Annotated in this window: 23 protein-coding genes; 14 read left to right on the top strand and 9 right to left on the bottom strand. The window is 61.1% G+C overall.

Annotated features, from left to right (window positions below):
• Nucleotides 1–276 precede the first annotated feature (276 nt).
• From ACYZUD_RS08285 to ACYZUD_RS08220, 14 genes are all read left to right on the top strand, one after another.
• Complete coding sequence (locus ACYZUD_RS08285) at nucleotides 277–1446, top strand: DUF1624 domain-containing protein (RefSeq protein ID WP_462023509.1); 1170 nt, start codon at nucleotides 277–279, stop codon at nucleotides 1444–1446.
• 346 nt (nucleotides 1447–1792) lie between these two features.
• Nucleotides 1793–4354, top strand: a complete 2562-nt coding sequence (nirB, locus tag ACYZUD_RS08280; protein WP_462023508.1) for a nitrite reductase large subunit NirB — start codon at nucleotides 1793–1795, stop codon at nucleotides 4352–4354.
• Nucleotides 4354–4731 carry a nitrite reductase small subunit NirD gene (nirD, locus tag ACYZUD_RS08275; protein ID WP_462023507.1) on the top strand — a complete coding sequence of 126 codons (378 nt, stop codon included), beginning with the start codon at nucleotides 4354–4356 and terminating at the stop codon, nucleotides 4729–4731. Before nirB ends, nirD begins: the two co-directional genes overlap by 1 nt.
• Before the next feature lie 40 nt (nucleotides 4732–4771).
• The gene (locus ACYZUD_RS08270) at nucleotides 4772–5212 is read left to right on the top strand and encodes a CBS domain-containing protein (protein WP_462023506.1); all 441 of its coding nucleotides are present in this window, start codon (nucleotides 4772–4774) and stop codon (nucleotides 5210–5212) included.
• 144 nt (nucleotides 5213–5356) lie between these two features.
• A complete protein-coding gene (locus ACYZUD_RS08265; protein WP_462023505.1) occupies nucleotides 5357–5800 on the top strand; it encodes a CopD family copper resistance protein in 444 nt (147 codons plus the stop codon).
• A gap of 119 nt (nucleotides 5801–5919) precedes the next feature.
• Complete coding sequence (locus ACYZUD_RS08260) at nucleotides 5920–7266, top strand: oxygen-independent coproporphyrinogen III oxidase (protein WP_462023504.1); 1347 nt, start codon at nucleotides 5920–5922, stop codon at nucleotides 7264–7266.
• Between the two features lie 22 nt (nucleotides 7267–7288).
• The gene (gene hemN, locus ACYZUD_RS08255; protein ID WP_462023503.1) at nucleotides 7289–8677 is read left to right on the top strand and encodes an oxygen-independent coproporphyrinogen III oxidase; all 1389 of its coding nucleotides are present in this window, start codon (nucleotides 7289–7291) and stop codon (nucleotides 8675–8677) included.
• 110 nt (nucleotides 8678–8787) lie between these two features.
• Nucleotides 8788–10968, top strand: coding sequence for a transcriptional regulator NosR (gene nosR, locus ACYZUD_RS08250; RefSeq protein WP_462023502.1), 2181 nt, complete (start codon nucleotides 8788–8790; stop codon nucleotides 10966–10968).
• Nucleotides 10969–11023: 55 nt separating this feature from the next.
• A complete protein-coding gene (gene nosZ / locus ACYZUD_RS08245) occupies nucleotides 11024–12943 on the top strand; it encodes a TAT-dependent nitrous-oxide reductase (protein WP_462023501.1) in 1920 nt (639 codons plus the stop codon).
• A 27-nt stretch (nucleotides 12944–12970) separates the two neighbouring features.
• Nucleotides 12971–14260 (top strand): nitrous oxide reductase family maturation protein NosD, encoded by a 1290-nt coding sequence (locus tag ACYZUD_RS08240; RefSeq protein ID WP_462023500.1) that lies wholly within the window; start codon nucleotides 12971–12973, stop codon nucleotides 14258–14260.
• Nucleotides 14257–15180, top strand: coding sequence for an ABC transporter ATP-binding protein (locus ACYZUD_RS08235; RefSeq protein ID WP_462023499.1), 924 nt, complete (start codon nucleotides 14257–14259; stop codon nucleotides 15178–15180). Before ACYZUD_RS08240 ends, ACYZUD_RS08235 begins: the two co-directional genes overlap by 4 nt.
• Entirely contained in the window at nucleotides 15177–16007 is an 831-nt protein-coding gene (locus ACYZUD_RS08230; RefSeq protein WP_462023498.1) for an ABC transporter permease, read from the top strand. Before ACYZUD_RS08235 ends, ACYZUD_RS08230 begins: the two co-directional genes overlap by 4 nt.
• A 70-nt stretch (nucleotides 16008–16077) precedes the next feature.
• A complete protein-coding gene (locus ACYZUD_RS08225; protein WP_462025204.1) occupies nucleotides 16078–16557 on the top strand; it encodes a nitrous oxide reductase accessory protein NosL in 480 nt (159 codons plus the stop codon).
• 203 nt (nucleotides 16558–16760) lie between these two features.
• Entirely contained in the window at nucleotides 16761–17504 is a 744-nt protein-coding gene (locus ACYZUD_RS08220; RefSeq protein ID WP_462023497.1) for an SDR family NAD(P)-dependent oxidoreductase, read from the top strand.
• A gap of 809 nt (nucleotides 17505–18313) precedes the next feature.
• On the opposite strand, the gene ACYZUD_RS08215 is transcribed toward ACYZUD_RS08220, so the two are convergent.
• The 9 genes from ACYZUD_RS08215 to ACYZUD_RS08175 form a co-directional block, all read right to left on the bottom strand.
• Entirely contained in the window at nucleotides 18314–19807 is a 1494-nt protein-coding gene (locus ACYZUD_RS08215) for a cytochrome D1 domain-containing protein (protein WP_462023496.1), read from the bottom strand.
• Complete coding sequence (gene cobA, locus ACYZUD_RS08210; protein WP_462023495.1) at nucleotides 19804–20643, bottom strand: uroporphyrinogen-III C-methyltransferase; 840 nt, start codon at nucleotides 20641–20643, stop codon at nucleotides 19804–19806. The genes ACYZUD_RS08215 and cobA overlap by 4 nt, the downstream gene beginning before the upstream one ends.
• A gap of 70 nt (nucleotides 20644–20713) precedes the next feature.
• Nucleotides 20714–21892, bottom strand: a complete 1179-nt coding sequence (gene nirJ / locus ACYZUD_RS08205; protein WP_462023494.1) for a heme d1 biosynthesis radical SAM protein NirJ — start codon at nucleotides 21890–21892, stop codon at nucleotides 20714–20716.
• 26 nt (nucleotides 21893–21918) lie between these two features.
• Nucleotides 21919–22422, bottom strand: a complete 504-nt coding sequence (gene ahbB, locus ACYZUD_RS08200) for a siroheme decarboxylase subunit beta (RefSeq protein ID WP_462023493.1) — start codon at nucleotides 22420–22422, stop codon at nucleotides 21919–21921.
• The gene (locus ACYZUD_RS08195) at nucleotides 22397–22840 is read right to left on the bottom strand and encodes an Lrp/AsnC family transcriptional regulator (RefSeq protein ID WP_462023492.1); all 444 of its coding nucleotides are present in this window, start codon (nucleotides 22838–22840) and stop codon (nucleotides 22397–22399) included. The genes ahbB (ACYZUD_RS08200) and ACYZUD_RS08195 overlap by 26 nt, the downstream gene beginning before the upstream one ends.
• Nucleotides 22833–23348, bottom strand: coding sequence for a siroheme decarboxylase subunit beta (gene ahbB, locus ACYZUD_RS08190; RefSeq protein WP_462023491.1), 516 nt, complete (start codon nucleotides 23346–23348; stop codon nucleotides 22833–22835). The genes ACYZUD_RS08195 and ahbB (ACYZUD_RS08190) overlap by 8 nt, the downstream gene beginning before the upstream one ends.
• Nucleotides 23345–23803 (bottom strand): Lrp/AsnC family transcriptional regulator, encoded by a 459-nt coding sequence (locus ACYZUD_RS08185; RefSeq protein ID WP_462023490.1) that lies wholly within the window; start codon nucleotides 23801–23803, stop codon nucleotides 23345–23347. Before ACYZUD_RS08185 ends, ahbB (ACYZUD_RS08190) begins: the two co-directional genes overlap by 4 nt.
• 1 nt (nucleotide 23804) lies before the next feature.
• Entirely contained in the window at nucleotides 23805–24983 is a 1179-nt protein-coding gene (locus ACYZUD_RS08180; RefSeq protein ID WP_462023489.1) for a cytochrome D1 domain-containing protein, read from the bottom strand.
• Entirely contained in the window at nucleotides 24980–25306 is a 327-nt protein-coding gene (locus ACYZUD_RS08175; protein WP_462023488.1) for a c-type cytochrome, read from the bottom strand. The genes ACYZUD_RS08180 and ACYZUD_RS08175 overlap by 4 nt, the downstream gene beginning before the upstream one ends.
• Nucleotides 25307–25313: the final 7 nt, after the last annotated feature.

Raw genomic sequence — 25313 nt, 5'->3', positions numbered from 1 at the left:
CCTTTGCAAGAAGTGTTTGATTAATGAAACAAAACGTTTCCAAGCTAACACCACGGGTGAGCGGTAGGGGAGCCCCAAAAGTGGGATCTGTCGCACAGCAGTGCAAAAGCGACGCAGAAACGAAAAAGAGGCTTGAACCTCATGCCGATCAATTAAGAATCGCCAGCCGCTACAAATAGCGGTTTTGGCTTGTGACGTTATAGGGTAACAATATGGCCTGCTCGGCAATCTGTTCTACGGGACATGTTTATTCACCCCTTGTGTTGCGAAACCTCCATGACCATTGCGCTTACTCGTTCCACCGGCACCGTGACTGGCCGGCTCCTTTCCATTGATGCATTACGGGGCATGGTGATTCTGTTCATGCTGCTCGACCATGTCCGTGAAACCTTCTTCCTGCATCGACAAGTGGCCGATCCAATGGACATCGCCACAACCGAACCTGCGTTGTTTTTCAGCCGGACGCTGGCCCATGTGTGCGCGCCGGTCTTCGTGCTGCTCACCGGTCTGTCAGCCTGGCTGTACGGTGAGAAATACGCCGGCAAGGCGGATGTGTGCCGCTTTCTGTTCAAGCGAGGGCTGTTTCTGGTGGTGCTTGAGTTCACCCTGGTGAACTTTGCCTGGACGTTCCAGTTCCCGCCGAGCGTCATTTACATGCAGGTGATATGGGCCATCGGCTTGAGCATGATGGCCCTGTCGCTGATGGTCTGGCTGCCGCGCCTGGTGCTGCTGCTACTGAGCCTGACGATCATCGCCGGTCACAACCTGCTGGACACGCTGCACTTTCCCGTCGAATCGGCGATGCACGTGCCGTGGGCGATTCTCCATGACCGTGGCTGGATCGAACTGTCCGAAGGGTTTCGGCTGCGTACCTCCTACCCGGTGCTGCCGTGGATCGGCGTCATTGGCCTGGGTTACGTCATCGGGCCGTGGTTCGGGCGAGCGGCGGATGCCAAGGCCCGCCAGCGCAAGTTACTGCTCTGCGGCGTCGTCGGCCTGGCGGGATTCATTGCGCTGCGGCTGCTCAATGGTTATGGCGAGAAACCCTGGAGTGTGGAGAAGACCTCCCTGCAAACGCTGATGAGTTTTTTCAACGTCACCAAATACCCGCCGTCGCTGCTGTTTGTTGCGCTGACCCTGAGTGTTGGCTGCTTGTTGCTCCTGTGGTTTGAACACCAGCAGAAGAGCCGGTGGCTGCGTCCCTTGACGGTGTTCGGGTCGGCCCCGATGTTCTTCTATCTGTTGCACCTTTACGCGCTGAAGGTTTTGTACGTTATCGCGGTTGCCCTGTTCGGACTGAACCAGGGCGCCTGGTTCGGGTTCGCCTCGGTAGGGGCGGTCTGGCTTGCGGCAGGGTTGCTGGCCATTGCGCTTTACCGTCCGGTCAACTGGTTCTCCGGGTTGAAGGCTCGACGCCGGGATATCGCCTGGCTCAAGTATCTGTAATGCCCCATGAGTGCACTTTTATAAAGCCGTGGGACGACGGTCTGCACTATGCGAAGGCAAAAACCTGGAGGTTGATCGGTGGCCTGCGTCCGACAAACGCCTCTAAAACAACGCTTTCACGATCTGGCACAAACGCTGCAAGGCACAGGGCAGGCCCACCATGAACGCAGTCGAGTGGGCAGCCCCCTCGGTCAACGACGATCGATTCGTGGGCAACATCGGTGAATCAGGCATAGACGTCTGGTGTTAACACCGCAAAAGAACAGGCAAAGACGCCTGGAACCGCAAGGTTTCAGGCGTTTTTTTTTGCTTTTTGAACCGTGATGGGCTTAGCCGGGTGCTTCTTATGAATTCCAATGTTGCCACGTTGAACAAGCTGCAAACGCTGATCGTGATCGGCAATGGCATGGTCGGACATCATTGTGTCGAACAGATGATCGAGCGCGGTGCCCTGGATCACTATCAGCTGCATGTGTTCAGCGAGGAGCCGATGCGTGCCTACGACCGCGTGCACCTTTCCGAGTATTTCTCGGGGCGTGATGCCGAATCGCTGGCCCTTGGTGAAGCCGCGTTGTACCAGACGCCGGGTGTCACGTTGCATCTGGGCGTGCCAGTGCTGGAAATCGACCGTGACCGTCGCCAGGTGATGACGGCGCAAGGCAGCGTCTCTTACGACAAATTGGTGCTGGCCACCGGGTCTTATCCGTTTGTGCCGCCGATTGAAGGCGCCGAAGGCGATTCGCGGCTGGTGTATCGAACCCTTGAAGACCTCGACGCCATTCGTGCGGCGGCGGCCAACGCCCGGCGTGGTGTGGTGGTCGGTGGTGGCTTGTTGGGCCTTGAAGCGGCCAATGCGCTGAAAAGCCTGGGCCTGGAAGCCCATGTGGTGGAGTTCGCCCCGCGCTTGATGCCGGTGCAACTGGACGAGATGGGTGGCCTGGCGCTCAAGTCGCAGATCGAAAGACTGGGTGTGGGTGTGCACCTGTCCCGCGCCACTCAATCGATCAGTGCGGGCGAGCAGTATCGCTATCGCATGAACTTTGCCAATGACGAGTTCCTCGAAACCGACCTGATCGTGTTTTCCGCCGGTATCCGCGCGCAAGATGCGCTGGCCCGTCAATGCGCGCTGGACATCGGTCCGCGCGGTGGCGTGGTGATTGATGACCAATGCCGGAGTATCGATCCGGACATCTACGCCATCGGTGAATGTGCCGCGTGGAATGGCAGCATTTTTGGTCTGGTCGCGCCGGGCTACCAGATGGCCCGCAGCGTCGCGGCTCAGTTGTGCAACGAGGTCGCTGATGCGTTCACGGGTGCCGACATGTCGACCAAGCTCAAACTGCTGGGCGTCGATGTCGGCTCCATCGGCGACGCTCACGGCAGCACGCCGGGCGCACGCAGCTATCAGTTCATCGACGAAACGAGCGCCAGCTATCGACGGTTGGTGGTGGATGCCACGGGCAAACAGGTCATCGGTGCGGTGCTGGTTGGTGACAACAGCTATTACGACACCCTGCTGCAATACATGCAGAACGCCATTGCCTTGCCGTCGGAACCGGCCAGCCTGATTCTGCCGTCGTCCGAAGGTGCACCGACCCTGGGCCCGGGCGCATTGCCCGAGTCGGCCACGGTGTGCTCGTGCCACAACGTCACCAAGGGTTCCATCTGCTCGGCCATCGACGGCGGCTGCACCGACCTGGGCCTGCTCAAGGCGCAGACCAAGGCTTGCACCGGTTGTGGTGGTTGCGCCGGTTTGCTCAAGCAAGTCTTCGAACATGAGTTGATTGCCCGTGGCGTCAGTGTCGACAAAAGCCTGTGTGAACACTTCGCCTATACCCGTCAGGAACTCTATGCGCTGGTGCGCGTAGAAGGGGTGATCACCTTCGAAGAACTGCTGGCCAGGCATGGCCGTGGCCACACCGGTTGCGATGTCTGCAAACCGGCCGTGGGCTCGATCCTCGCCTCGTGCTGGAACCAGCCGATCATGGACGCCTCGCTGGTGCCGTTGCAGGACACCAACGACACCTTCATGGCCAACATGCAAAAAAACGGCACCTATTCGGTTGTACCGCGCATTCCCGGCGGCGAAATCACCGCCGACAAGCTGATCGCAATCGGTGTGGTGGCGAAGAAGTACGACCTCTACACCAAAATCACCGGCGGCCAGCGGATCGACCTGTTCGGCGCGCAGTTGCATGAGTTGCCGGACATTTGGGCCGAGCTGATTGAAGCGGGTTTCGAAACCGGGCACGCCTACGGCAAATCGACCCGCACGGTGAAGTCCTGCGTCGGCAGTACCTGGTGCCGTTATGGCGTGCAGGACAGCGTGCAAATGGCCCTGACCATCGAGGACCGCTACAAGGGCCTGCGCTCGCCGCACAAGCTCAAGTTCGCGGTGTCCGGTTGCACCCGCGAGTGCGCCGAAGCTCAGAGCAAAGACGTGGGCGTGATCGCCACCGAGAAAGGCTGGAACCTTTACATCGCCGGTAACGGCGGCATGCGCCCGCGCCACGCCGAGCTGTTCGCCACCGACCTCGACGATGCCACCCTGATCCGCTACATCGACCGTTTCCTGATGTTCTACATCCGCACGGCCGACAAGTTGCAGCGCACCTCGGTGTGGCGCGAAAGCCTGGAGGGCGGCCTCGATTACCTCAAAGAGGTGATCATCAACGACAGCCTCGGGGTCGGTGCCGAACTCGAGTCGCAGATGCAGTTGGTGGTCGACCGCTATGAGTGCGAGTGGGCCAACGCCCTCAAAGACCCGGAAAAACTCAAGCGTTTCCGGACCTTCGTCAACGATAAACGCCCGGACCCAGACATCCATTTTGTCCAGGAACGCGGTCAGCGGCGCCCGATCATGGCCGCCGAACTCAACCTTATCCCGGTCACCGAGGAGATTGCCTGATGAGCCAATCCAATACCCAACGCATGGATTCCCTGGCACACACCGATGTCTGGCAAACCGTGTGCGAGCAACAGGATCTGGTGTGCAACTCCGGCGTCGTCGTCTGGCTCGACGGTGCGCAAGTGGCGCTGTTCTACCTGCCCAGCGTTCACGGCAAGACCCTCTACGCCATCGACAACCATGACCCGCAATCCGGGGCGAATGTCATCGGGCGCGGATTGGTCGGCAGCATCAAGGGCGATCTGGTCGTTGCGTCGCCGATCTACAAACAGCATTTCCGCCTGGAGGACGGCAGCTGCCTGGAATATCCGCAACAGCGTCTGCGTGTCTGGCCGGTGCGGTTGAACGGCGGCGTGGTGGAAGTCGGGGTGGCCTGAGGCTGGGCATCAGCATCGCGTAACGGTATCGGAGGCACTGATGAAAACAGCCGCACAGCTACTGAAATTGAAAGTCGTGCAAAACCAGCACGTGCACAGCATCGCGCCGGACCAGATGGTCCTTGAAGCACTGAAGTTGATGGCCGAGAAGAATGTCGGCGCGCTGCCGGTCATTGAAGCGGGGCAGGTGGTCGGCGTGATCAGCGAGCGCGACTATGCGCGCAAGGTCGTTCTGCAGGGGCGTTCGTCGGTCGGTACGCCGGTGCGCGACATCATGAGCGCGCCGGTGGTGACCGCGCAGAGTCAGCAGAGCATCGAGCGCTGCATGGCGGTCATGACCGACAGTCATCTGCGCCATCTGCCGGTGCTGGAGAACGGCGAATTGATCGGGTTGTTGTCGATTGGCGACCTGGTGAAAGAAGCCATCGTCGAGCAGGCGGATCTGATTCGGCAACTGGAGCACTACATTCGCGGACACTGAGCGGATCAGCGGGTTTGTCGGTTTCTTGATTGGAGTCAACCGCAGGGACCGGTGGGCTCTGTAGTCTCCATAGACACCGACAGCCAGCGGCGCACACCAAAGGTTTGCGCCGAGCGGGTTGCCTGACTTGAAGGCGAAACCCCCATGATCTATCCGCTGATCCTGACCTTGCATCTGTTTGCCGCCCTGATCTTTATCGGCACGGTGTTCTTCGAAGTCCTGTTCCTGGAAAGCATCCGCAAGCAGCTACCCGCCAGGGTGATGTTGTTGGTCGAGCAGGGCATCGGCCGCCGGGCTCGCACGCTGATGCCGTGGGTGTTGCTGGTGTTATTCGGCGCGGGGCTGGGCATGGTCTGGCTGCGTTATTTGCCCGCCCTTGCCACGCCGATGGCTTCATCGTTCGGCACGTTGTTGATGCTGAAAATCGTGGTCGCCGTGAGCGTGCTGCTGCACTTTCTGGTCGCCATGTTTTTGTTCAAAAGCGGCCGCATGAACGCCCGATACCTGCATTTCATCCATGGCAGTTTGTTCTGCCATATGGTCGTCATCGTCCTGTTGGCGAAGGGCATGTTTTACCTGACGTGGTGACCGCTCGTGACCGGTGGTCTGCCCTTGCAAGCACTTGGCTTGTGGCTTGATGCAGGTCAAGGAGCATTGAACGCCGATCCCGGACACTGATGATCCGCAGCCTGTCTCGGAGACCCGTCATGCTCGATTTCTTCCATAACCCCGGCGAGCTGATTGCCCGGTGCGATCAGGGCGTACTCGACCCGAACTGTCATGCCGACACGCAAAAATTTCATGGCGGCATCGGCTCTCTGGATTTGCTGCGTGCGTTGCGCGTCAGCCGCCAGAAGCGCCGGCCACTGTCCCTGAACGTGCAGCTGCCTTCCAGCCTCAAGCCCTCTTTTTGTTCTGCTCCTGATACCTCCGGCGAGCACGGCGCTATCGAGCAGTACCTTCAGCGCCTGGAGCATGAGATCGACCTCGTCGGTTGTCACCTCGATGCGGAGCAACGGGTCGAGCAGTTTCATCTCGGCGGCGGCACACCCACCATCGCCCATCTTCAGCGGCTGATGAATCATTTGCGCAGCCGATTCAACTTTCTCGAACATGAGTGCGGCGACTACAGCGTCGAGGTGGACCTGCACCATACCGATTGGTCGACCATGGGCGTACTGCGCGACCAGGGCTTCAATCACGTCAGCATCGGCGTTCCGGACATCGATACCGACTGTGACATGTCGGTGGCCTGCTATCAGAACCCGGCGCCGATCAATTCACTGATCGATGCCGCACGTACCTTTGGTTATCGCTCCATCAACGTCGACCTGGGTTTCGGCCATGCCTGGCAAACGCCGGACAGTTTCGCCCTGAAGCTGGCGACGATTATCGGGCTGGAACCAGACAGACTGATGGTCTTCGACTATGCCCGGCCACCACGCCGCTATCGGCCTATACTCGGCGACAAGGTCAGAGCCCTGTGCAGTCAGGACGATAAAAGCGCGATGCGTCAGATCTGCTTCGACCAATTGCTTGGCGCGGGCTATCACTACATCGGCATGGGGCAGTTTGTCCGGCCCGATGATGATCTGGCGATCGCTCAGGAACGAGGCCGGCTGCGTCGCACCTGCGACGGTTTCACCCGCCACGGCTATTGCGACCATGTCGGTTTCGGTTTGGGCGCCATCAGCCAGATCGACGATCTGTATACGCAAAACACCGACGCGCTCGGGCGTTATCAGCATCAGTTGGACAGCGACCAGTTACCCACCTGTCGAGGCTGGCGTTTCGAGGCAGGGGATCAGATTCGGCAGATGGTCATGGAGCGACTGGCGTGTGACCAAGAGCTGGATATCCGTGCCATCGAGCGGCGTTATGGGCTGATGTTTCCCCAGTACTTCTCGTCGGTGTGGCCAATGCTCGAGCAATTGAACCGTGACGGGCTGATTGAGTTGTCGGACCGATTCATCAGCATTCTTCCCGCCGGCCGGCAGGAAGTGGATGCCATCTGCAGCCTGTTTGAAAAGGATGTGGGCAGTGCAAGGCATTAACCCACCTGCGAGTTGATTGATCATGAAGCCTTCATTCGATTTCAATCGAGCCCTGGTCGAAAAATATGACCGCCCCGGGCCGCGCTACACCTCTTACCCGACGGCACCGCAGTTTCATCAGGCGTTTGCCGTCGACGACTACCAGCGTGCCGCCCGCGACAGCAACCAGGCCGCTGCGCCGAAACCGCTGTCGGTGTACATCCACATCCCGTTTTGCAAAAGCCTTTGCTACTACTGCGCGTGCAACAAAATCATTACCCAGAAAACCCATCGCGCCGTCGAATACCTGACGTACCTCAAGCGTGAAATCGCGATGCAGGCTGCTTTGTTCGACAGCACGCGCAAGCTCACGCAACTGCACCTGGGCGGGGGCACGCCGACCTATCTGAGCAGCGAACAACTGGCCGATCTGATGGACTGCCTGCACCAGTCCTTCGACATGGACGACAGCGATGACCATGAGTTTTCCATCGAGGTCGACCCGCGCACCATCAGCACCGAGCAGATCCAGTCGCTGCGCCAACTGGGCTTCAACCGTCTGAGCTTCGGCGTGCAGGACTTCGACCCCGACGTACAAGCCGCGGTCAATCGCCAGCAAAGCGAAGAGCAGATTTATGCGCTGGTCGCGGCGTCCCGTGAGGCGCAGTTCAAGTCGATCAGCGTCGATCTGATTTACGGCCTGCCATTGCAAACGATCAAGCGTTTCGACGTCACCCTCGGCAAGATCATCGCCCTGCGTCCGGACCGGATTGCCGCCTACAGCTATGCGCATTTGCCGGAGCTGGTGCGCGCACAACGGCTGATTCGCCCGGCGGACATGCCGCCACCGGAGCGCAAGCTGGAGTTGCTCGAGCTGACCATCCGCCGCCTGACCGAGGCCGGTTATGTCTATATCGGCATGGATCATTTCGCCTTGCCGGACGACGAACTGGCGCTGGCCCGCACCCATGGCACCCTGCAGCGCAACTTTCAGGGTTACTCGACCCATGCCGACTGCGACTTGATCGGCCTTGGGGTGTCGTCGATCGGCAAGGTCGGCGACAGCTACAGCCAGAGCGTCAAGGAGCTTTCGCAGTACTACGCCCGTATCGATCAAGGCTTGTTGCCGGTGCATCGAGGTTACCGCTTGAACGCCGATGACCTGCTGCGCCGCGAGGTGATCAGCGACCTGATGTGCCATGGCTGGATCGATTTCGCCAAGTTCGAAGCGCGTCATGGCATCTGCTTCACCGAGTATTTTGCCGAGGCGCTGGCGCAACTGGACGAGCATGTGCGTGACGGACTCCTGCAGATTCACAGCAATGAACTGGTGCTGTTGCCGCAAGGGCATTTGATGATGCGCAGTGTCGCGATGGCGTTTGACGCCTACCTGGGCGGTGCACAGAAAGGTCAGTTCTCCCGCACCGTTTGAGGTGTCGGGACGCTCTGGCGCACGGATTTCCATCGAGTTGATTTCAATCAAGGGCAGGGCGCGCAACGCTCCCTAACATGACCGCAAGACCCTTTGAAATCAGCCCACTCATGACAACCCACCCGCCTTCGATACATGGCAACCTGCGCGTCTGGCGCGTGGGCTTGGTGGTGATGGTCTTGCTGGTGATCGCGATGTTCGCGGTGGTGCAGGCCAAGTCCTACGGCGACATCGAGCAGCAGCGTATCGAGAAGGTCTTCCCTCAAACCGATTCGGTTTCCGCACCGGAAGGCACGTTCAAGGTGCGCACAGTGTCTGCGGCCGGCAAGGTCATCGGTTATGTATTCCAGAGCCTGGATGTCGTGGACATTCCGGCCTACTCGGGCAAGCCGATCAATACCCAGGTGATCCTCGATACCGCCGGCGTGATTCAGGATGCCTATGTCCTGGAGCACCACGAACCGATTCTGCTGATCGGCATTCCCGAAGAAAAACTTCACGATTTCAGCGCCCGCTACAAAGGGATCAAGGTCAGTCAGCGAGTGGTCGTCGGCCATTCCAGCGACCCGAGCGCCGTCACCGTGGATGCCATTGCCGGCGCAACCGTCACCGCCATGGTGGTCAACGAGGTCATCATGCGCGCCGCCCACGAGGTGGCCGTATCGCTCAAGCTGGTCGCGGACAAGGCCGGGGTGGTGAACAAGCCCGCCACCGTGCGCCAGGACTTTTTCGAGCCCGCCACCTGGGAGCAACTGACCGGCAACGGCGCCATTCGCCGGTTGAACCTGACCCGTGGACAGGTGGACGCCGCGTTCAAGGGCACCGAGGCCGAAGGGGTCGACAACGCCGGCCCGGATCAAGTCGATGACACCTTTATCGAGCTGTACACCGCCGACTTGAACCCACCGAGCATTGGCCGTGCGCTGCTGGGCGACAATCAATATCGCTTCCTCATGCAGGAACTCAAACCCGGCGAGCAAGCCATCGCAGTATTGGGTCGCGGGTTGTTTTCCTATAAGGGCTCGGGCTATGTGCGCGGCGGGATTTTCGATCGGGTGCAATTGCGTCAGTTCGGTAATGTCATCAGCTTTCGCGACATGGACCATCAGCGGCTCTCCGACGTGTTTGCACCGGGCATGCCCGAGTTCAATGAAATGTCGGTGTTCATTGTGCGCAAACCGGCGGGATTCGATCCGGGATCGCCCTGGTCCCTGGAGTTGCTGGTGCGGCGTCAGACTGGACCGGTCAGCGGCATGTTCAGCAGCTTCGAACTGTCTTATCAATTGCCCGAGCAATACCTCGAACGACCTGCACCCAGTGCCGAAGAATTGGCGGCCATCGAAGAAGCCAACCGGCCGATGTGGCTGACTATCTGGTACCAGAAACACTTCCAGATCGCCGTCCTCGCGAGTGCATTGTTGCTGCTGACGGCCATCCTGTTCCTCCAGGACAAGTTCACTCGCCGGCCGCATTTTTTGCACTGGCTGCGTCGTGGTTACCTGATCTTCACCGTAGTGTTCCTCGGCTGGTATGCCTTGGGGCAACTGTCGGTGGTCAATGTCCTGACCTTTGTCCATGCGCTGTTCGAGCACTTTCGCTGGGAGCTGTTTCTCACCGATCCACTGATCTTCATGCTCTGGGTCTTCACCGCCGCGAGCATTCTGCTGTGGGGTCGTGGTGTGTTCTGCGGCTGGCTGTGTCCGTTTGGCGCCTTGCAAGAACTGATCAACGAAGCCGCGCGCAAGCTGAGAATTCCCCAGTACGAATTGCCCTTCGCGGTCCATGAGCGGCTGTGGGCGATCAAGTACATCATTTTGCTGCTGCTCTTCGGCATCTCCCTGGAATCGATGTCCACCGCCGAACTGTTCGCCGAGGTGGAACCGTTCAAGACCGCCATCACCCTCAGGTTCGACCGCCAGTGGTGGTTCGTGCTCTACGCGGTGGCGCTGCTGGTGATCAACATTTTCATGCGCAAGGTCTATTGCCGCTACATCTGCCCGTTGGGCGCGGCGCTGGCGATTCCGACCAAATTGCGCCTTTTCGACTGGCTCAAGCGCCGCAAGGAATGCGGCAACCCCTGCCAGTTGTGCGCCAAGGAATGCGAAATCCAGGCGATTCACCCGGATGGCCGGATCAATGCCAACGAGTGCCACTACTGCCTCGATTGCCAGATGACCTACGACAACGACGACAAATGCCCGCCGCTGATCAACAAGCGCAAGAAGCGCGGCAAACCGGCACCCGTGGCTGTGCAACTGATACCTGTCGTGGAAGTGACGGCGCCTGAATGAAGCTCGCGAGCGCACGTCCGCAGTGACCGTTTTATCCCTTCAAGGAGTACGCAACATGACTGATACAGAATCCACCAAACCGGTGCAGGAAGAAGAACAGACCGGACTCAGCCGTCGCGGTTTTCTGGGCAGCAGCGCCGTTACCGGTGCGGTGCTGGCGGGGGCCACGACACTGGGCGGCGCGGTGTTCAGCCGCGAATCCTGGGCCGCAGCGGTCAAGGACGCGCAGGCGAAAGTCCACGTCGGCCCCGGCGAGCTGGACGAATACTACGGCTTCTGGAGCGGTGGTCATCAGGGCGAAGTGCGGGTGCTGGGCGTACCGTCGATGCGCGAGTTGATGCGTATTCCTGTGTTCAACGTCGACTCGGCCACTGGTTGGGGCCTGACCAACGAAAGCAAGCGGATCCTGGGCGACAGTGCGAAATTCCAGAACGGCGATTGCCATCACCCGCACATCTCCATGACGGACGGCAAGTACGACGGCAAGTACCTGTTCATCAACGACAAGGCCAACTCCCGTGTCGCGCGCATCCGCCTGGACATCATGAAGTGCGACAAGATCCTCACCGTGCCGAACGTACAAGCCATCCACGGCCTGCGCCTGCAAAAAGTGCCCTACACCAAGTACGTGTTCGCCAATGCCGAGTTCGTCATCCCGCACCCCAATGACGGCCACACGTTCGATCTGCAAGACAAGAACAGCTTCACCATGTTCAACGCCATCGATGCCGAGAAAATGGAAATGGCGTTTCAGGTGATCGTCGACGGCAACCTCGACAACTCCGACGCCGATTACACCGGCAAGTACGCTGCGTCCACCTGCTACAACTCGGAGAAGGCCTACGACCTGGGCGGCATGATGCGCAACGAGCGCGACTGGGTCGTGGTGTTCAACATTCCGCGCATCGAGGCGGCGATCAAGGCTGGCAAGTTCATCACCCTGGAAGACTCGAAAGTGCCGGTGGTCGACGGTCGTAAAACCGATGGCAAAGACTCCGAATTCACCCGCTATATCCCGGTGCCGAAGAACCCCCACGGCCTCAACACCTCATCCGATGGCAAGTACTTCATTGCCAACGGCAAGCTGTCGCCAACGGTGTCGATGATCGCTATCGACCGCCTGGACGACCTGTTCGCCGACAAATTCAAGGACCCGCGCGACGTCATCATCGCCGAGCCGGAACTGGGCCTGGGCCCGTTGCACACCACCTTCGACGGTCGCGGTAACGCTTACACCACGCTGTTCATCGACAGCCAGGTGGTGAAGTGGAACATGGAGGAAGCGATACGCGCCTACAAGGGCGAGAAGGTCAACTACATCAAGCAGAAGCTCGACGTGCATTACCAGCCCGGGCATAACCATGCGTCGCTGACCGAAACCAGTGACGCGGATGGCAAGTGGCTGGTGGTGTTGTGCAAATTCTCCAAGGACCGCTTCCTGCCAACCGGGCCGCTGCACCCGGAAAACGACCAGTTGATCGATATCTCCGGTGAAGAGATGAAGCTGGTGCACGACGGCCCGGCGTTTGCCGAACCCCACGATTGCATCCTCGCGCGCCGGGACCAGATCAAGACGCAAAAGATCTGGAGCCGCAACGATCCGTACTTCGCCGCCACCGTGGAGCTGGCCAAGAAGGACGGGATCAACCTGGAGACCGACAACAAGGTCATCCGCGACGGTAATCATGTGCGGGTCTACATGACCTCCATGGCGCCGGCCTATGGTTTGACCGAGTTCACCGTCAAGCAGGGCAACGAAGTGACCGTGACCATCACCAACATCGACCAGATCGAGGATGTGTCCCACGGCTTCGTCATGACCAACCATGGCGCCAGCATGGAGATCAGCCCGCAGCAAACCTCGTCCATCACGTTCACCGCCGACAAGGCCGGCCTGCATTGGTACTACTGCAGCTGGTTCTGCCACGCGTTGCACATGGAAATGGTCGGCCGCATGAAGGTCGAGCGGGCCTGACGGTTGCCCATCGACAGGAGCGGGCCGATGACCGATATCAAGGGAAACCCGATCAAGGTGATCGCGCTTGCGCTCCTGCTGATGTCCGGCAGTGCACTGGCGGTGCAACCCATCACTGCGTTGCCGTTGCAGGTTGACGCTGAACAACGCTGGCACCTGCCGGCGGGCGAGTACCGTGGTTCGTTCAGCGTCGATCAACCGATGCAGATTGTTTGCGAGCCCGGCGCGGTGTTCCAGGCGCAAGGGCAGGGCAACGGGGTGATCGTCAGCGCACCGGATGTAGGGATCGAGGGCTGCACCTTTCTGGACTGGGGGCACGACCTCACGGCCATGAATGCGGCGGTGTTCCTCCAGCCCAAGGCCCGTGGCGCGGTGATCAAAGGCAATCGCATGCAGGGCCAGGGTTTTGGTGTCTGGGTCGACGGCACTCAGGACGTGAGCCTGATCGACAACCGCATTCAGGGCGATCCGGCGATGCGTTCCCAGGATCGTGGCAACGGCATTCACTTGTACGCGGTGCATGGTGCCAGGGTCATTGGCAACCAGGTGCGCGATACCCGCGATGGCATCTACATCGACACTTCCAACGGCAACCTGCTGCAGGGCAACACCCTGGAAGACCTGCGCTACGGCGTGCATTACATGTTTGCCAACGACAACCAACTGATCGGCAACACCACCCGCCGCACCCGCACCGGCTACGCCTTGATGCAAAGCCGCAAGCTCACGGTGATCGGCAACCGCTCCGAGCAGGATCAGAACTACGGCATCCTGATGAACTACATCACCTATTCAACCTTGCGTGACAACTTCGTCACCGATGTGCGCGACGGCTCGACCGGCGACAGCATGATCAGCGGCGCCGAGGGCAAGGCGCTGTTCATCTACAACTCGCTGTTCAACAGCATCGAACACAACCACTTCGAGCACAGCGCCGTGGGCATCCACCTCACCGCCGGCTCCGAAGACAACCGCATCGCCGACAACGCATTTGTCGGCAACCAGCGGCAGGTCAAGTACGTCGCCACCCGCTTGCAGGAATGGTCGGTGGATGGCCGGGGCAATTACTGGAGCGATTACCTGGGTTGGGACCGCAACAACGATGGCCTGGGCGATATCGCCTACGAACCCAACGACAACGTCGACCGCCTGCTGTGGCTGTACCCGCAGGTGCGCCTGCTGATGAACAGCCCCGGGATCGAGTTGCTGCGCTGGGTGCAACGGGCGTTTCCGGTGATGAAATCGCCGGGCGTACTCGACAGCCATCCGCTGATGAAATCCACCACGCACACCCTGACTCAGGAGCCGACCACATGAATGTCATCGACATGGAAGGTGTCAGCCAGCGCTATGGGCACGCCACCGTGCTGCATCAGTTGAACCTGAGCCTGGCCGAAGGCGAAGTGCTGGGTTTGTTCGGGCACAACGGCGCCGGCAAGACCACCAGCATGAAACTGGTGCTCGGCCTGCTTCAACCCAGCGAAGGGCAGGTCCGGGTGTTTGGCCGCTTGCCCAGTGACCCGCACGTACGGCGGTTGCTGGGCTATTTGCCGGAGAACGTGACTTTCTATCCGCAGATGAGTGGCCTGGAAACCTTGCGTCATTTCGCCCGGCTCAAGGGCGCAGCGTTCGCTCAGGTGGACGTGCTGCTGGAGGAAGTCGGCCTCGCAGGCGCGGCGCATCGACGGGTCAAGACCTACTCCAAGGGCATGCGCCAGCGCCTGGGACTGGCGCAAGCCTTGCTCGGCGAGCCGCGTTTGTTGCTGCTCGACGAGCCCACCGTCGGCCTCGATCCCATCGCCACTCAAGACCTGTATCGGTTGCTCGACCGGCTGCGCAGCCAGGGCACCAGCATCATTCTCTGTTCCCATGTATTGCCGGGGGTCGAGGCGCACATCAACCGTGCGGCGATTCTGACCCAGGGGCGTCTGCTGGCCCTCGGCAGCCTGCGCAGTCTGCGGGAAGAAGCCGGGTTGCCGACGCTGATTCGCGCCAACGGACTCAAGCACGCCGGGCCGTTGCAGGAATCCTGGAACAACGCCGGGCACGTCACCCAGCGCTGGGGCGCGGAAGGCCTTGAAGTGGCCGCGCTCAATGGCAGCAAGCTGGGCCTGTTGCGCCAGTTGCTCAATGAAGACGAACCGGCTGACGTGGAAATCGACCCACCGTCCCTGGAAGACATCTACCGCTATTACATGGGACGGGCCGGTGCGCCCCCCAGTGGAGAGATCGTATGAACCCGATCTGGAACATGGCCCGCAAGGAATTCAACGACGGTTTGCGCAATCGCTGGTTGTTGGCGATCAGCCTGTTGTTCGCGGTGTTGGCCACCGGTATCGCCTGGTTGGGGGCTGCGGCTTCCGGTCAACTGGGCTTTACCTCGGTGCCTGCCACCATCGCCAGCCTGGCCAGTCTGGCGACGTTCCTGATGCCGCTGATTGCCTTGCTGCTGGCCTATGACGCCATCGTCGGCGAGGACGAAAGCGGCACCTTGCTGCTGTTGCTGACTTATCCGCTCGGGCGCGGGCACATCCTGCTCGGCAAGTTCGTCGGCCACGGGTTGATCCTCGCGCTGGCGACGCTGATCGGTTTCGGCTGCGCGATGCTCGCCATCGCGGTGCTGGTGGAGAACGTCGAACTGGACCTGCTGCTCTGGGCATTTGGGCGATTCATGCTGTCGTCGACATTACTGGGCTGGGGCTTTCTAGGGCTGGCCTATGTGCTGAGCAGTATTTCTGCCGAGAAATCCACGGCCGCCGGGCTGGCATTGGGAGTGTGGTTCTTCTTCGTGCTGGTGTTCGACCTGGCGCTGCTGGCATTGCTGGTGCTCAGCGAAGGCCAGTTCAACCCGAAGGTGCTGCCCTGGTTGCTGCTGCTCAATCCCGCTGACGTCTATCGGCTGATCAATCTCGCCGGTTTTGACCCCGTCGCCAGTACCGCTGGCGTGCTGACGCTGGGCAGCGATTTACCTGTGCCGGGTTCGATGCTCTGGCTGTGCCTGCTGCTGTGGGTGGCGGCGCCTTTGGGCACGGCGTGGCTGCTGTTCCGTCGACGGGCGACATGAATTCATACCTTTGGAGCATCTGAAAGTGAGCACTCTGTATTCGACGACGGCACGCGCCGTGGCGGGCTTGATGGTCTGCCTGCTGCTGGCGGCCTGTGACAAACCCGTGCAAGCCAGCTACAGCGACGCCGCCGTCGCGTTTCATCCCAGTGATGAATGCCATGTCTGCGGCATGATCATCGACGGCTTCCCCGGACCCAAGGGCGAAGTGGTCGAGCGCAGCGGGGTGAAGAAATTCTGCTCCACGGCGGAGATGATCGGTTGGTGGTTGCAGCCGGAAAATCATCATGGCGATGCCCGGTTGTATGTCCACGACATGGGCCGCAGCCCGTGGAATGCACCGGATGATGCCCAACTGATCGATGCCAAAGATGCCTTCTACGTGGTCGGCACTCAGCTCAAGGGCGCGATGGGTGTGGTGCTGGCGTCCTTTTCCAGTCGGGAGGTTGCCGACAAGCTCGCCACCGAGCAGGGCGGTCGTGTGTTGCGTTTCAGCGAGATCGACCAGGCGTTGCTTCAGCAGCAACCAGCCATGTCGCACGGAGGGTGAAGCAAGATCAAAGGATCGCAGCCTGCGGCAGCTCCTACATTGGAATGATGTACATCCTGTAGGAGCTGCCGCAGGCTGCGATCCTTTGTATTCCGTCATCGAGAAAATCTGATCGCCGTCAAGTCGGTATTTCTGCGTCTGTTCAAAGATAGGGGCTTGTAACGTCCCCAGTGCTTGGCATCAACGATGCCCAGGAGAACATGATGCAAACCGAGTTTCAGGATCGTTTGGCGGTGATCACCGGCGCCAGCTCCGGGATTGGCCTGGCCTTGTGCGCTGCGCTTTTGCCGCGTGGGGTCAAGGTGCTGGCGATGTCACGTACTGTTGGTGAATTGCCGGCCTTGCAGCAGATCTATGGCGAACGGCTGCAATGGTGTGCCGGGGACGTCACCTGCGAGGAAGACCTGCAAGGGCTGGCCCGGCGCGCGGCGGCGCTGGGGCGGGTGGATTACCTGGTGCCCAACGCCGGCATTGCCGAAATGGCCGACAGCCTGGACATGCCCGCGTTCCAGCGCCAGTGGGCGGTCAACGGTGCCGGGGCGTTGAACACTCTGGCGGCGTTGCGCGGTGAGCTGGCGAGTCCGGCGTCGGTGGTGTTTGTCGGTAGTTTCCTGACCGGTTCGAGCTTTCCGGGGCTGGCTGCCTGCATCGCCAGCAAGGCTGCACTGGCGGCGCAGGCCCGCACGCTGGCGGTGGAGTTCGCCCGTTACGATGTGCGCATCAACCTGGTCTCCCCGGGGCCGACCGCCACCTCGATGTGGGACCACCTGGGGTTGAGCGACGGCGAGCTCGACGACGTCGCCGACACCCTTGGGAAACGCCTGTTGCCCGGACATTTTCTTGATGCGTCTGCGGTGGCCAATGTGATTATCTTTCAGCTGTCCCAGGGGGCGCGGGGTGTTTATGGTCAGGACTGGAAAGTTGATAACGGTTATACCCTGGGTTGAAGGGTGAACACATACCCTGTGGCAAGAGGCGCTTACCTGCGGCGAGGGGGCATGCCCCCGTTGGGTTGCGAAGCAGCCCCTCTCAGGATCGCCCCACCATGATGGTTCAGTCACACCGCAGTCTGCTGTTTTGCGACTGCTTCGTTGTGTGTCAGCCGAGTTTCTGAGGGGGTACATATCCGTTGCTGCGGTAACGGCCACTTAGGGTTCCGCTCTTACAGCGGGTCACTTGGAAAAGCGCCAAGTAACCAAACGCTCTCGCCCCTGACGTCCAGTGCCTCGCCCAGGCTCGGCATGCCCTCGCTCCGGTCCTGCTCCGTGGGCCCGCCGCCATCGGCCATCCTTGCCGCGGTAGCCCACTGTGCAGAACCTCCACTCGGCCTTCCGACGGGGCAGATCAAGATCAAAAGCAAGATCAACAGCCAAAGCAAGATCAACAGCCAAAGCAAGATCAATAGCCAGAGCCAGAACTGCGTTGAACCTGTGGGAGCGAGCCTGCTCGCGAAAAACGTCCAGACACCGCGTTCATTCAGACCGCACGCGTTATCGTTGACGCCCATCGCGAGCAGGCTCGCTCCCACAGGGGGAACACGTACGCTTGAAGTGACAGGCCGGTCGATAGGCCGCCTCGCGGAGCTTTTGAGGTGCACGCCCCCTCGAGAGGCCGGAGCGAGGGCATGGCGAGCCTGGGCGAGGCACCGGACGTCAGGGGCAAGAGCCCTTGGTTACTTGGGGCTTTTCCAAGTGACTCGCTGTAAGAGCGAAACCGCCAGCGGCCGTTACCGAAGAACCGGATATACACACAAGACCTAGTGCGAAGTCCCTTCAGCAAACTCAATCTTGTTCCCAACGTTGTACTTGCCCGACGGCTTGTTCATCGGAATGCGCTTAACCTCCTCAAGCGTATTACTGTCATAAACAATCAGCGCGCCATCGCTGGCCCAAATACTCAGCAGCAGGTAACGGCCATCACGAGTGAACTCAACATGGGCGGCCGTCTTGCCGGGCATCGGGCGCAAAGTGTGGGCGATTTCCAGGGTCTGTTTGTCGATCAGGTGGATCGCATCGTTGTCCGGCCCGAAGAACACGTCAGTCCACGCATACCGCGAGTTAACGTGACTGCGCATGAAAAAACCCGGCCCCAGGGTCGGAATTTCCTTGATCAACTTCCAGGTCTTGAAGTCGATGACCGAGATCAGCCCCTTGCTGATGTTCGGCGTGGCGAACACCCACTGACCGTTGCGCTTCCAATAGGTCCCGGACCCCAGGTGCGGCATGCCCGGCAGCGGTATGTCGGTGACCACCTTGCCACTGTCGAGGTCGATCACCTGCCCACCCTTGGCCTTGCGCGACGTGGCCAACAGTTGCTTGTAGTCCGGTGAAAAGGAAAAGTCGTCCAGCACATCCTCGGCATGGATCCGTCGCGGTTCGAAATCCGGCGTGCGGGCACTCGACAGCTCCCAGACTTCCTTCACGTCCTTGAGCGCCACGATGAAACTGTCCCGTGGCGGGGCGGTGTACACCGCGCTGACCCGTGACGCGGTGCCGTTCTGGCCGATCGTGGGGATGCTCTTGACCAGAGACAGATTGCGGGCATCGAGCACCACCAGGTTGCCCGGCAGGTAGTTGCCCACCAGCACCCATCGCCCATCTTTGCTCACCGCCAGGTTGCGGGTATTGAGCCCGGCGCGGACCTCGGCGATCAGCTTCAGGTTGTGCAGGTCGTACAGGCTGACCCAGCCATCGCGCGAGGCGACATAGACGAAGCGCCCGTCCGGCGAAAACTTCGGCCCGCCATGCACCGCAAAGTGCGAGGTGAACCGTGCCAGCACCTCGAAACGATCGCCGTCGAGGATGTTGATGTGGTGATCGCCGGCTTCCACCACCACGAACAGGTTCAGCGGATCAGCGCCATGCTGGGGCGTGGCTGGCAGCTTGCTGACGTCCGCGAGTATCGAGTGACTGCCACGAATGTCGTCGTTGTTCCAGGTCGGCGGGGTGGCGGGCGGTTGCTGCAGGTAGCTCACCAGCGCGTCGATCTGCACCGGGTTAAGTACGTTGGCAAACCCGGCCATCTGGCTCGCGGGACGACCGTTCTGGATCACGCTGCGGATTTCGTCGGGTTTGATCCGGCTCAGACTCTCAGGCAGCAGCGCGGGGCCAGTACCGCCAAAACGGTTGGCGCCATGGCAGCTTTGGCAATGCTGTTGGTAGTTATTGGCGGCGTGTTCAAGTGCTGGAACCGCAGCGCCAGCATGCACCGCACCGACCCATAACAACGGGACAAGCAGCCCGCGCTTCATAGCGCCACCTTGCCGTGGCGTTGCAGCGCCTGAACGGGGTAAAAGCGCGCCGGGTATTCCATTTGTTGCGCAGCGAACAGATCGACCACCTTGCCGATCACCGTCAACGTCGGAATGCCTGGCGGGCAATCCAGCGCCAGGGTCGGTAGCTGGTGCAGCAGGCCACGGGCAACGTGCTGGTCGGGCCGCGTGCCGTTGCTGATCAGCGCCGCCGGTGTGTCGGCGGCCATCCCGGCTTCGATCAGGCGCTGGGCGATGATCCCCAGATTCGATAAGCCCATATAAAACACCAGTGTCTGGCTACTGTCGGCCAGATCGCTCCAGGGCAGTTTCAACTCGCCATCGTGTTGCAGGTGGCCGGTGATGAATCGACAGGAGTTGACCAGATCCCGGTGAGTCAGCGGGATGCCGGCGTAAGCGCTGCACCCGGACGCGGCAGTAATGCCGGGGACCACTTGGCAGTCGATATTGCGTTGCAGCAGGTACTGCAGTTCCTCGGCACCGCGACCAAAAATGAACGGGTCGCCACCCTTGAGCCGGACCACGCGCTGTCCTTGATCGGCGAGGTCGGCGAGCAATTCGTTGATCTGTTCCTGGGGCAGACTGTGGCAGCCGCTGGCCTTGCCGACGTAATGCCGGGCGCAGGTGAGCGGGATCAGCGTCAGCAGCTCCGGGCTGATCAGGCGGTCGTAGACCACGGCGTCGGCCTGCATCAACAGGCTCCAGGCGCGCAGGGTCAGCAGGCGGGGATCGCCGGGGCCGGCGCCGACCAGGGCGACTTCGCCCGGTCTGAACGGGGACTCAAGTGTTGCCGGTATAGCAATCGATGGAGGCATGGGACGTCCTTGGTGCTTCATCAGGTTGACCGGCCCCAGCCTTTGTCAGGTGGTTGGCCGGACGGGCAATTCAGTGTGTGATGCAAGGAATGGTCGTTATCGGCGGCACGCCGATTTCTTCATCGCTGAGGTGGCAACCGGGGTCCTGTCCCCACAGATCGCCTTCGGCCCAGGCGCGGGTTCGGGTATTGCCGTTGCAGATGTTCAACCAGCGGCATTGGCCGCAGCGGCCACCGACGGCGCGTGGATGCGCACGCAGCTGCTGCAATAAGGCGTCCGGCCGGTCCAGCCACAGCGTGCGAAACGGCGTGTGCCGCACGTTGCCCACCGAGTGCTGCCACCAATAGGTGTCCGGGTGCACTTCACCGGTGTTGTCGATATTGGCGATGCCGCTGCCCGAAGCGTTGCCACCCCAGGCGCGAAGCATGTGTTCCAGGCGCGGGTAATGTTCGGGGAGATGCAGGCCCACCCATTGCAGCAGGAGAACCGCGTCGGCATCGTTGTTGCCGCTGACGAAATCGCTGTCGCGGCCGCGTTGGATGTCTTCCCAGGCCTGTTCGAAAATCAGCGTCATCGCCTCGCGGCTCATCTGTTGCCGGGCATCGAGCTTGCGGCTGCGTTTGCCGCGACCGCTGTAGTTGAGGTGCGACAGGTAAAACTTTTGCACGTCGTATTCGCGCATCAGCGCCAGTAATTGGGGTAACTGTTGATGGTTCTCCTGGGTCAGGGTGGTGCGCAGGCCGACGCGAATCCCCTGTTCGCGACAGAGCCGGATCGCCCGCATCGAGCTGGCAAAACTGCCCTTCAGTTGGCGGAAGGCGTCATGGGTGGCTTCCATGCCATCGATGCTGATGCCGACATAGTCGAAATTCGCCGCGCGGATCTGCGTGATGTTCTGCTCGTCGATCAGCGTGCCGTTGGTGGACAAGGCGACAAAGAAACCCTTGGTTCGGGCATAGGCACTGAGCACGAACAGATCGTCGCGCAACAAGGGTTCACCGCCGGAAAGAATCAGCACCTTCACCCCTGCATCGTGCAGGTCATCGATCACGGTGAGTGCGGCGGGCGTATCCAGTTCATCGCGAAAGACGCTGTCGGCTGACGTGGCGTAGCAGTGTTTGCAAGTCAGGTTGCAGCGCCGAAGCAAGTTCCAGATCACCACCGGCGGCCGGTTGCTGCCCGGTGGACTGGTTCTGGGGGCAGGGGCCTGGCCGGCCAGTGCGCGCAGGTATTGGCTGATCCTCAACATGCAACTCTCCTTGAGTTGGCGCGTGTTCAGTGCGAGGCGTGGGGCAGGCGCAAACCGGTTTTTTTCAGGATGCGGCTGCTCACCAACATCTCGTCGGCGACACAGGCATCGCCCAGCAAATAGCGCAGGTGCTCGCGGTAGCTGTCGATTTCCTCGCTGCTGCGACCATGGACCATGGCAAACAGGTTGTAGCGCCAGTCCGCTCGGCGCGGGCGTCGATAGCAATGGCTGACGAAGGGCTGCGCGCCGATCAGCGCGCCGAGGCGCTGCATGTCCGTGTCGCGCACATCCCAGACCGTCATGCCGTTGTAGCGATAGCCCAGGCGATAGTGGTTGGGGACGGCGGCGATGCGCCGGATCGCGCCCTCGGCCTGCAATCGTTTCAATAGATCCAGGGTGGATTCGACACTCAGCTCCAGCTGTTCGGCGAGCCAGGCCCAAGGGTCGTCCAGCAACGGCAGACCGGCCTGGGTCAGCTCGATCAGACGGTGGGCCAGGGTGTCTTCAGACCGGGAAATACAGACCGACATGGTAGGTCTCCTCTTTGGGCAGGTTGAGCAGCGGCAGGCCGGTCAGGGTTTCGATGCGCTGCAAGGCGTCGCTCAGGGCTTGTTCAGTGGCACAGCCGAGCACGAACCACATGTTCCAGTCGTGTTCGCGTCGATAGTTGTGCGCTACTTCAGGCAGGGCATGCAGTTGCCCGGCGACGTCTTCAAAGCGTTCTTCCGGCACGGCCAGCGCCGCGAGGGTGAAGGCGCCGCCCAGCCGCTCGATGTCGAACATCGGCCCGAAGCGCGTGAGCACGCCGTCTTCCAGCAGTGCGTGGAGGCGATCGAGCAGTTCGCTGCTGCTGCTTTCCAGTTCGGCGGCCAGCACCTTCCAGGGATGGCGCACCAGCGGCAGGCCCAGCTGCAAGCGGTTGATCAGCCGACGGTCGAGGTCATCCATGGGAGGGTGCTCCTGATGGTGGGGGGGCAAAGCGCCCGCCGCACTGTTTGAAGGCGTGGGTGCTGAACAGCAGTTGATGGGGCAGGTCGCTCAGCAGGTGTTCTTCCAGCAGCGCCTGAATCTGCGCCTCGACCTGATCACGTTGACGCCCGTGAACCATGCAGAACAGGTTGTAGCGCCACTGCGGCAAACGTCGCGGCCGTTGATAGCAGAGGTTGATGCCGGGCGCCCGTCCGAGGCGCTGGCCGACTTCGTCGATCAGCGCGTCCGGAATATCCAGCACCAGCATGGCGTTGGCGGTAAAACCCAACGCTCGGTGGTTGAGCACCAGGCCGACCCGACGGAACAGCCCTTGCGCGTGCCACTGGTGCATTTGCGCCAGCACCTGGTTTTCGTTGGCGTAGATCCGTTCGGCGAGGGCCTGATAGGGGCGCGCTACCCGCGGCAATCCGCCTTCCAGGTGCCGACGCAGGGCCAGCGCCTGTTTGGCGCTCAATGACGGGGTCATGGGCTTTCTCCCAGGGCAAAGCCGAGGTCGATGCGGTAAGCGCTCAACATCGGCAGGTCCAGCGGCATGAGGCCGGTGTCGTCCTCAAGCTCCTTGAGAACCCGTTCGATGTGGGGGCGATCAGGGCCGGTCAGCACAAACCACAGGTTGTAGAAGTGCTCCCGCGCATAGTTGTGATTGACCTCGGGGTATTGGCTCACGCGCTCGGCGACCTGTTGCAGGCGTTCGGCGGGCACGGCGAGGGCGGCGAGGGTGCTGGTCCCGGCGCGACTGTGTTCGAACACCGGGCCGATCCGTGAGAGGGTGCCGGCCTGATCCATTTCTTGCAGGCAAGCCATCAATTGCGACTCGCGGCAACCGAGAATCCGCGCCATCTCCTTGTACGGTTCCGGGCATAGCGGCATGCCATGCTGGAAGCGGTCGATCAGTTGGCGGCTGAGCAGGTCGAGGTTCATTTCAATACCCCACTTTTTGCGCGCGGCTGCTGAAGAAGATGCCGCTCGGCGCGGTGGCGGGCAGGGTGCTCAGCTGTTTCAAGCGGTACGGGTCCCAGACCTGAACCTGATCGCCATCGCGTAACGACAGCCACAACTGGTCACCGCGCGCGGTGAATTCCATGTGCAGAACGGCCGGGCCCGGTCGCAGATCGGCGACCACGGCGTGGGTTTCGGTGTCGATCACCTGAACCCGGTCGTTGTCCGGGTAGGCGAAGTTGACCCACAGTTGCCGACCGTCCGGCCGCGACGTGACAAACACCGGTTGGCCGGCCACCGGGATCGCAGCGGTCTGCTTCCACGTACGCGAATCCATCACCAGTACTTGATGGCGACCGACAGCGGGAACGAAGGCCTGATTGTCGGCGACAGCCCAGCCCTCAAGATGCGGCATCTTGTACACGGGCAGTTTGGCCTGGCCGCGTCCGTAATCGCCGAGCACTCGTTGCACCCCGCGCTCCGGATGCCAGAGGTCAAGTTGCGCCATGCCGTCTTCGCCGAACAGCCCGGCCATGTAGTAGCGGCCATCCGGGGTAATCAGCGCGTCGTAGGGTTGCTGGCCGATGTTTGTGAAACGGCTGATCTGCGGGGCGGTGCCCTGGCTGAAATCGGCAGTCCAGATCTCGTCGGTATCGAACAGGCTGAACACAAAACGTTGCCCGGGCGCGTCGACCAGGCCGACCACCCGGGAGCGCTTGGTGCCATCGGTCAGGGGGGTGGCGGGAATGTCGGCCACCAGTTGCAGGGTTTGCGCATCGAAGACCTTGACCCCACCCGGCACGTAGTTCGAAACCGCAATCAGCTTGCCGTCCTGACTGATGGCGCCGCCGATGCTGTTGCCGCCCTGGATCACCCGATGGTCGATGCGTTGGGTCAGCAGGTCGATCTTGCTCAGCCCGCCGTCGCGGCCGAACACATAGGCGTAACGCTGGTCACGGGAGAACACCACCGAGGCATGGGACAAGTCGCCCAAACCTTCGAGTCGGGCCAGCGCGGTACGGGTGTCGCTTTCGATGATTTGCAGGCTGCCAGTGGCGCGCTCCACCACCACGCCGAGATCGCCGGTGCCACGCAACGGCGGCTGGGCGCACGCAGACAACAACAGCCCGGTCGCCGCTGACAGCAGGATTGAACGGATCATGGTGCGGGGTATCCCTGGAGAAGAAGGTCGACCAGCCAGCGGATGTCGCCGGTGCTCAGTAGCGGGGCCCAACCGGGCATCGCGGTGCCGGGCCGGCCCTGGGTGACGGTGGCAATCAGGCTGTCCCTGGACTTGCCGGCCAGCGCCGTGCGAGTCAGCTCGGGACCCAGTCCGCCGGTCATGTGCAGCCCATGGCAGGCGCCGCAGTCCTGGGCCAGCAGGTGTTCGAGTTGTGCCTGACGCTGGGCGTCCGGCGCGGCAACCGAGGTTGCGCAAATGAGGAGGAGGGCCGCCACAATCACAGCGTGTCGATACACCATCATGACGCCC

This window comes from Pseudomonas sp. XS1P51 (genome assembly GCF_054897845.1).
This window is presented reverse-complemented; position numbering and strand designations above follow the sequence as displayed.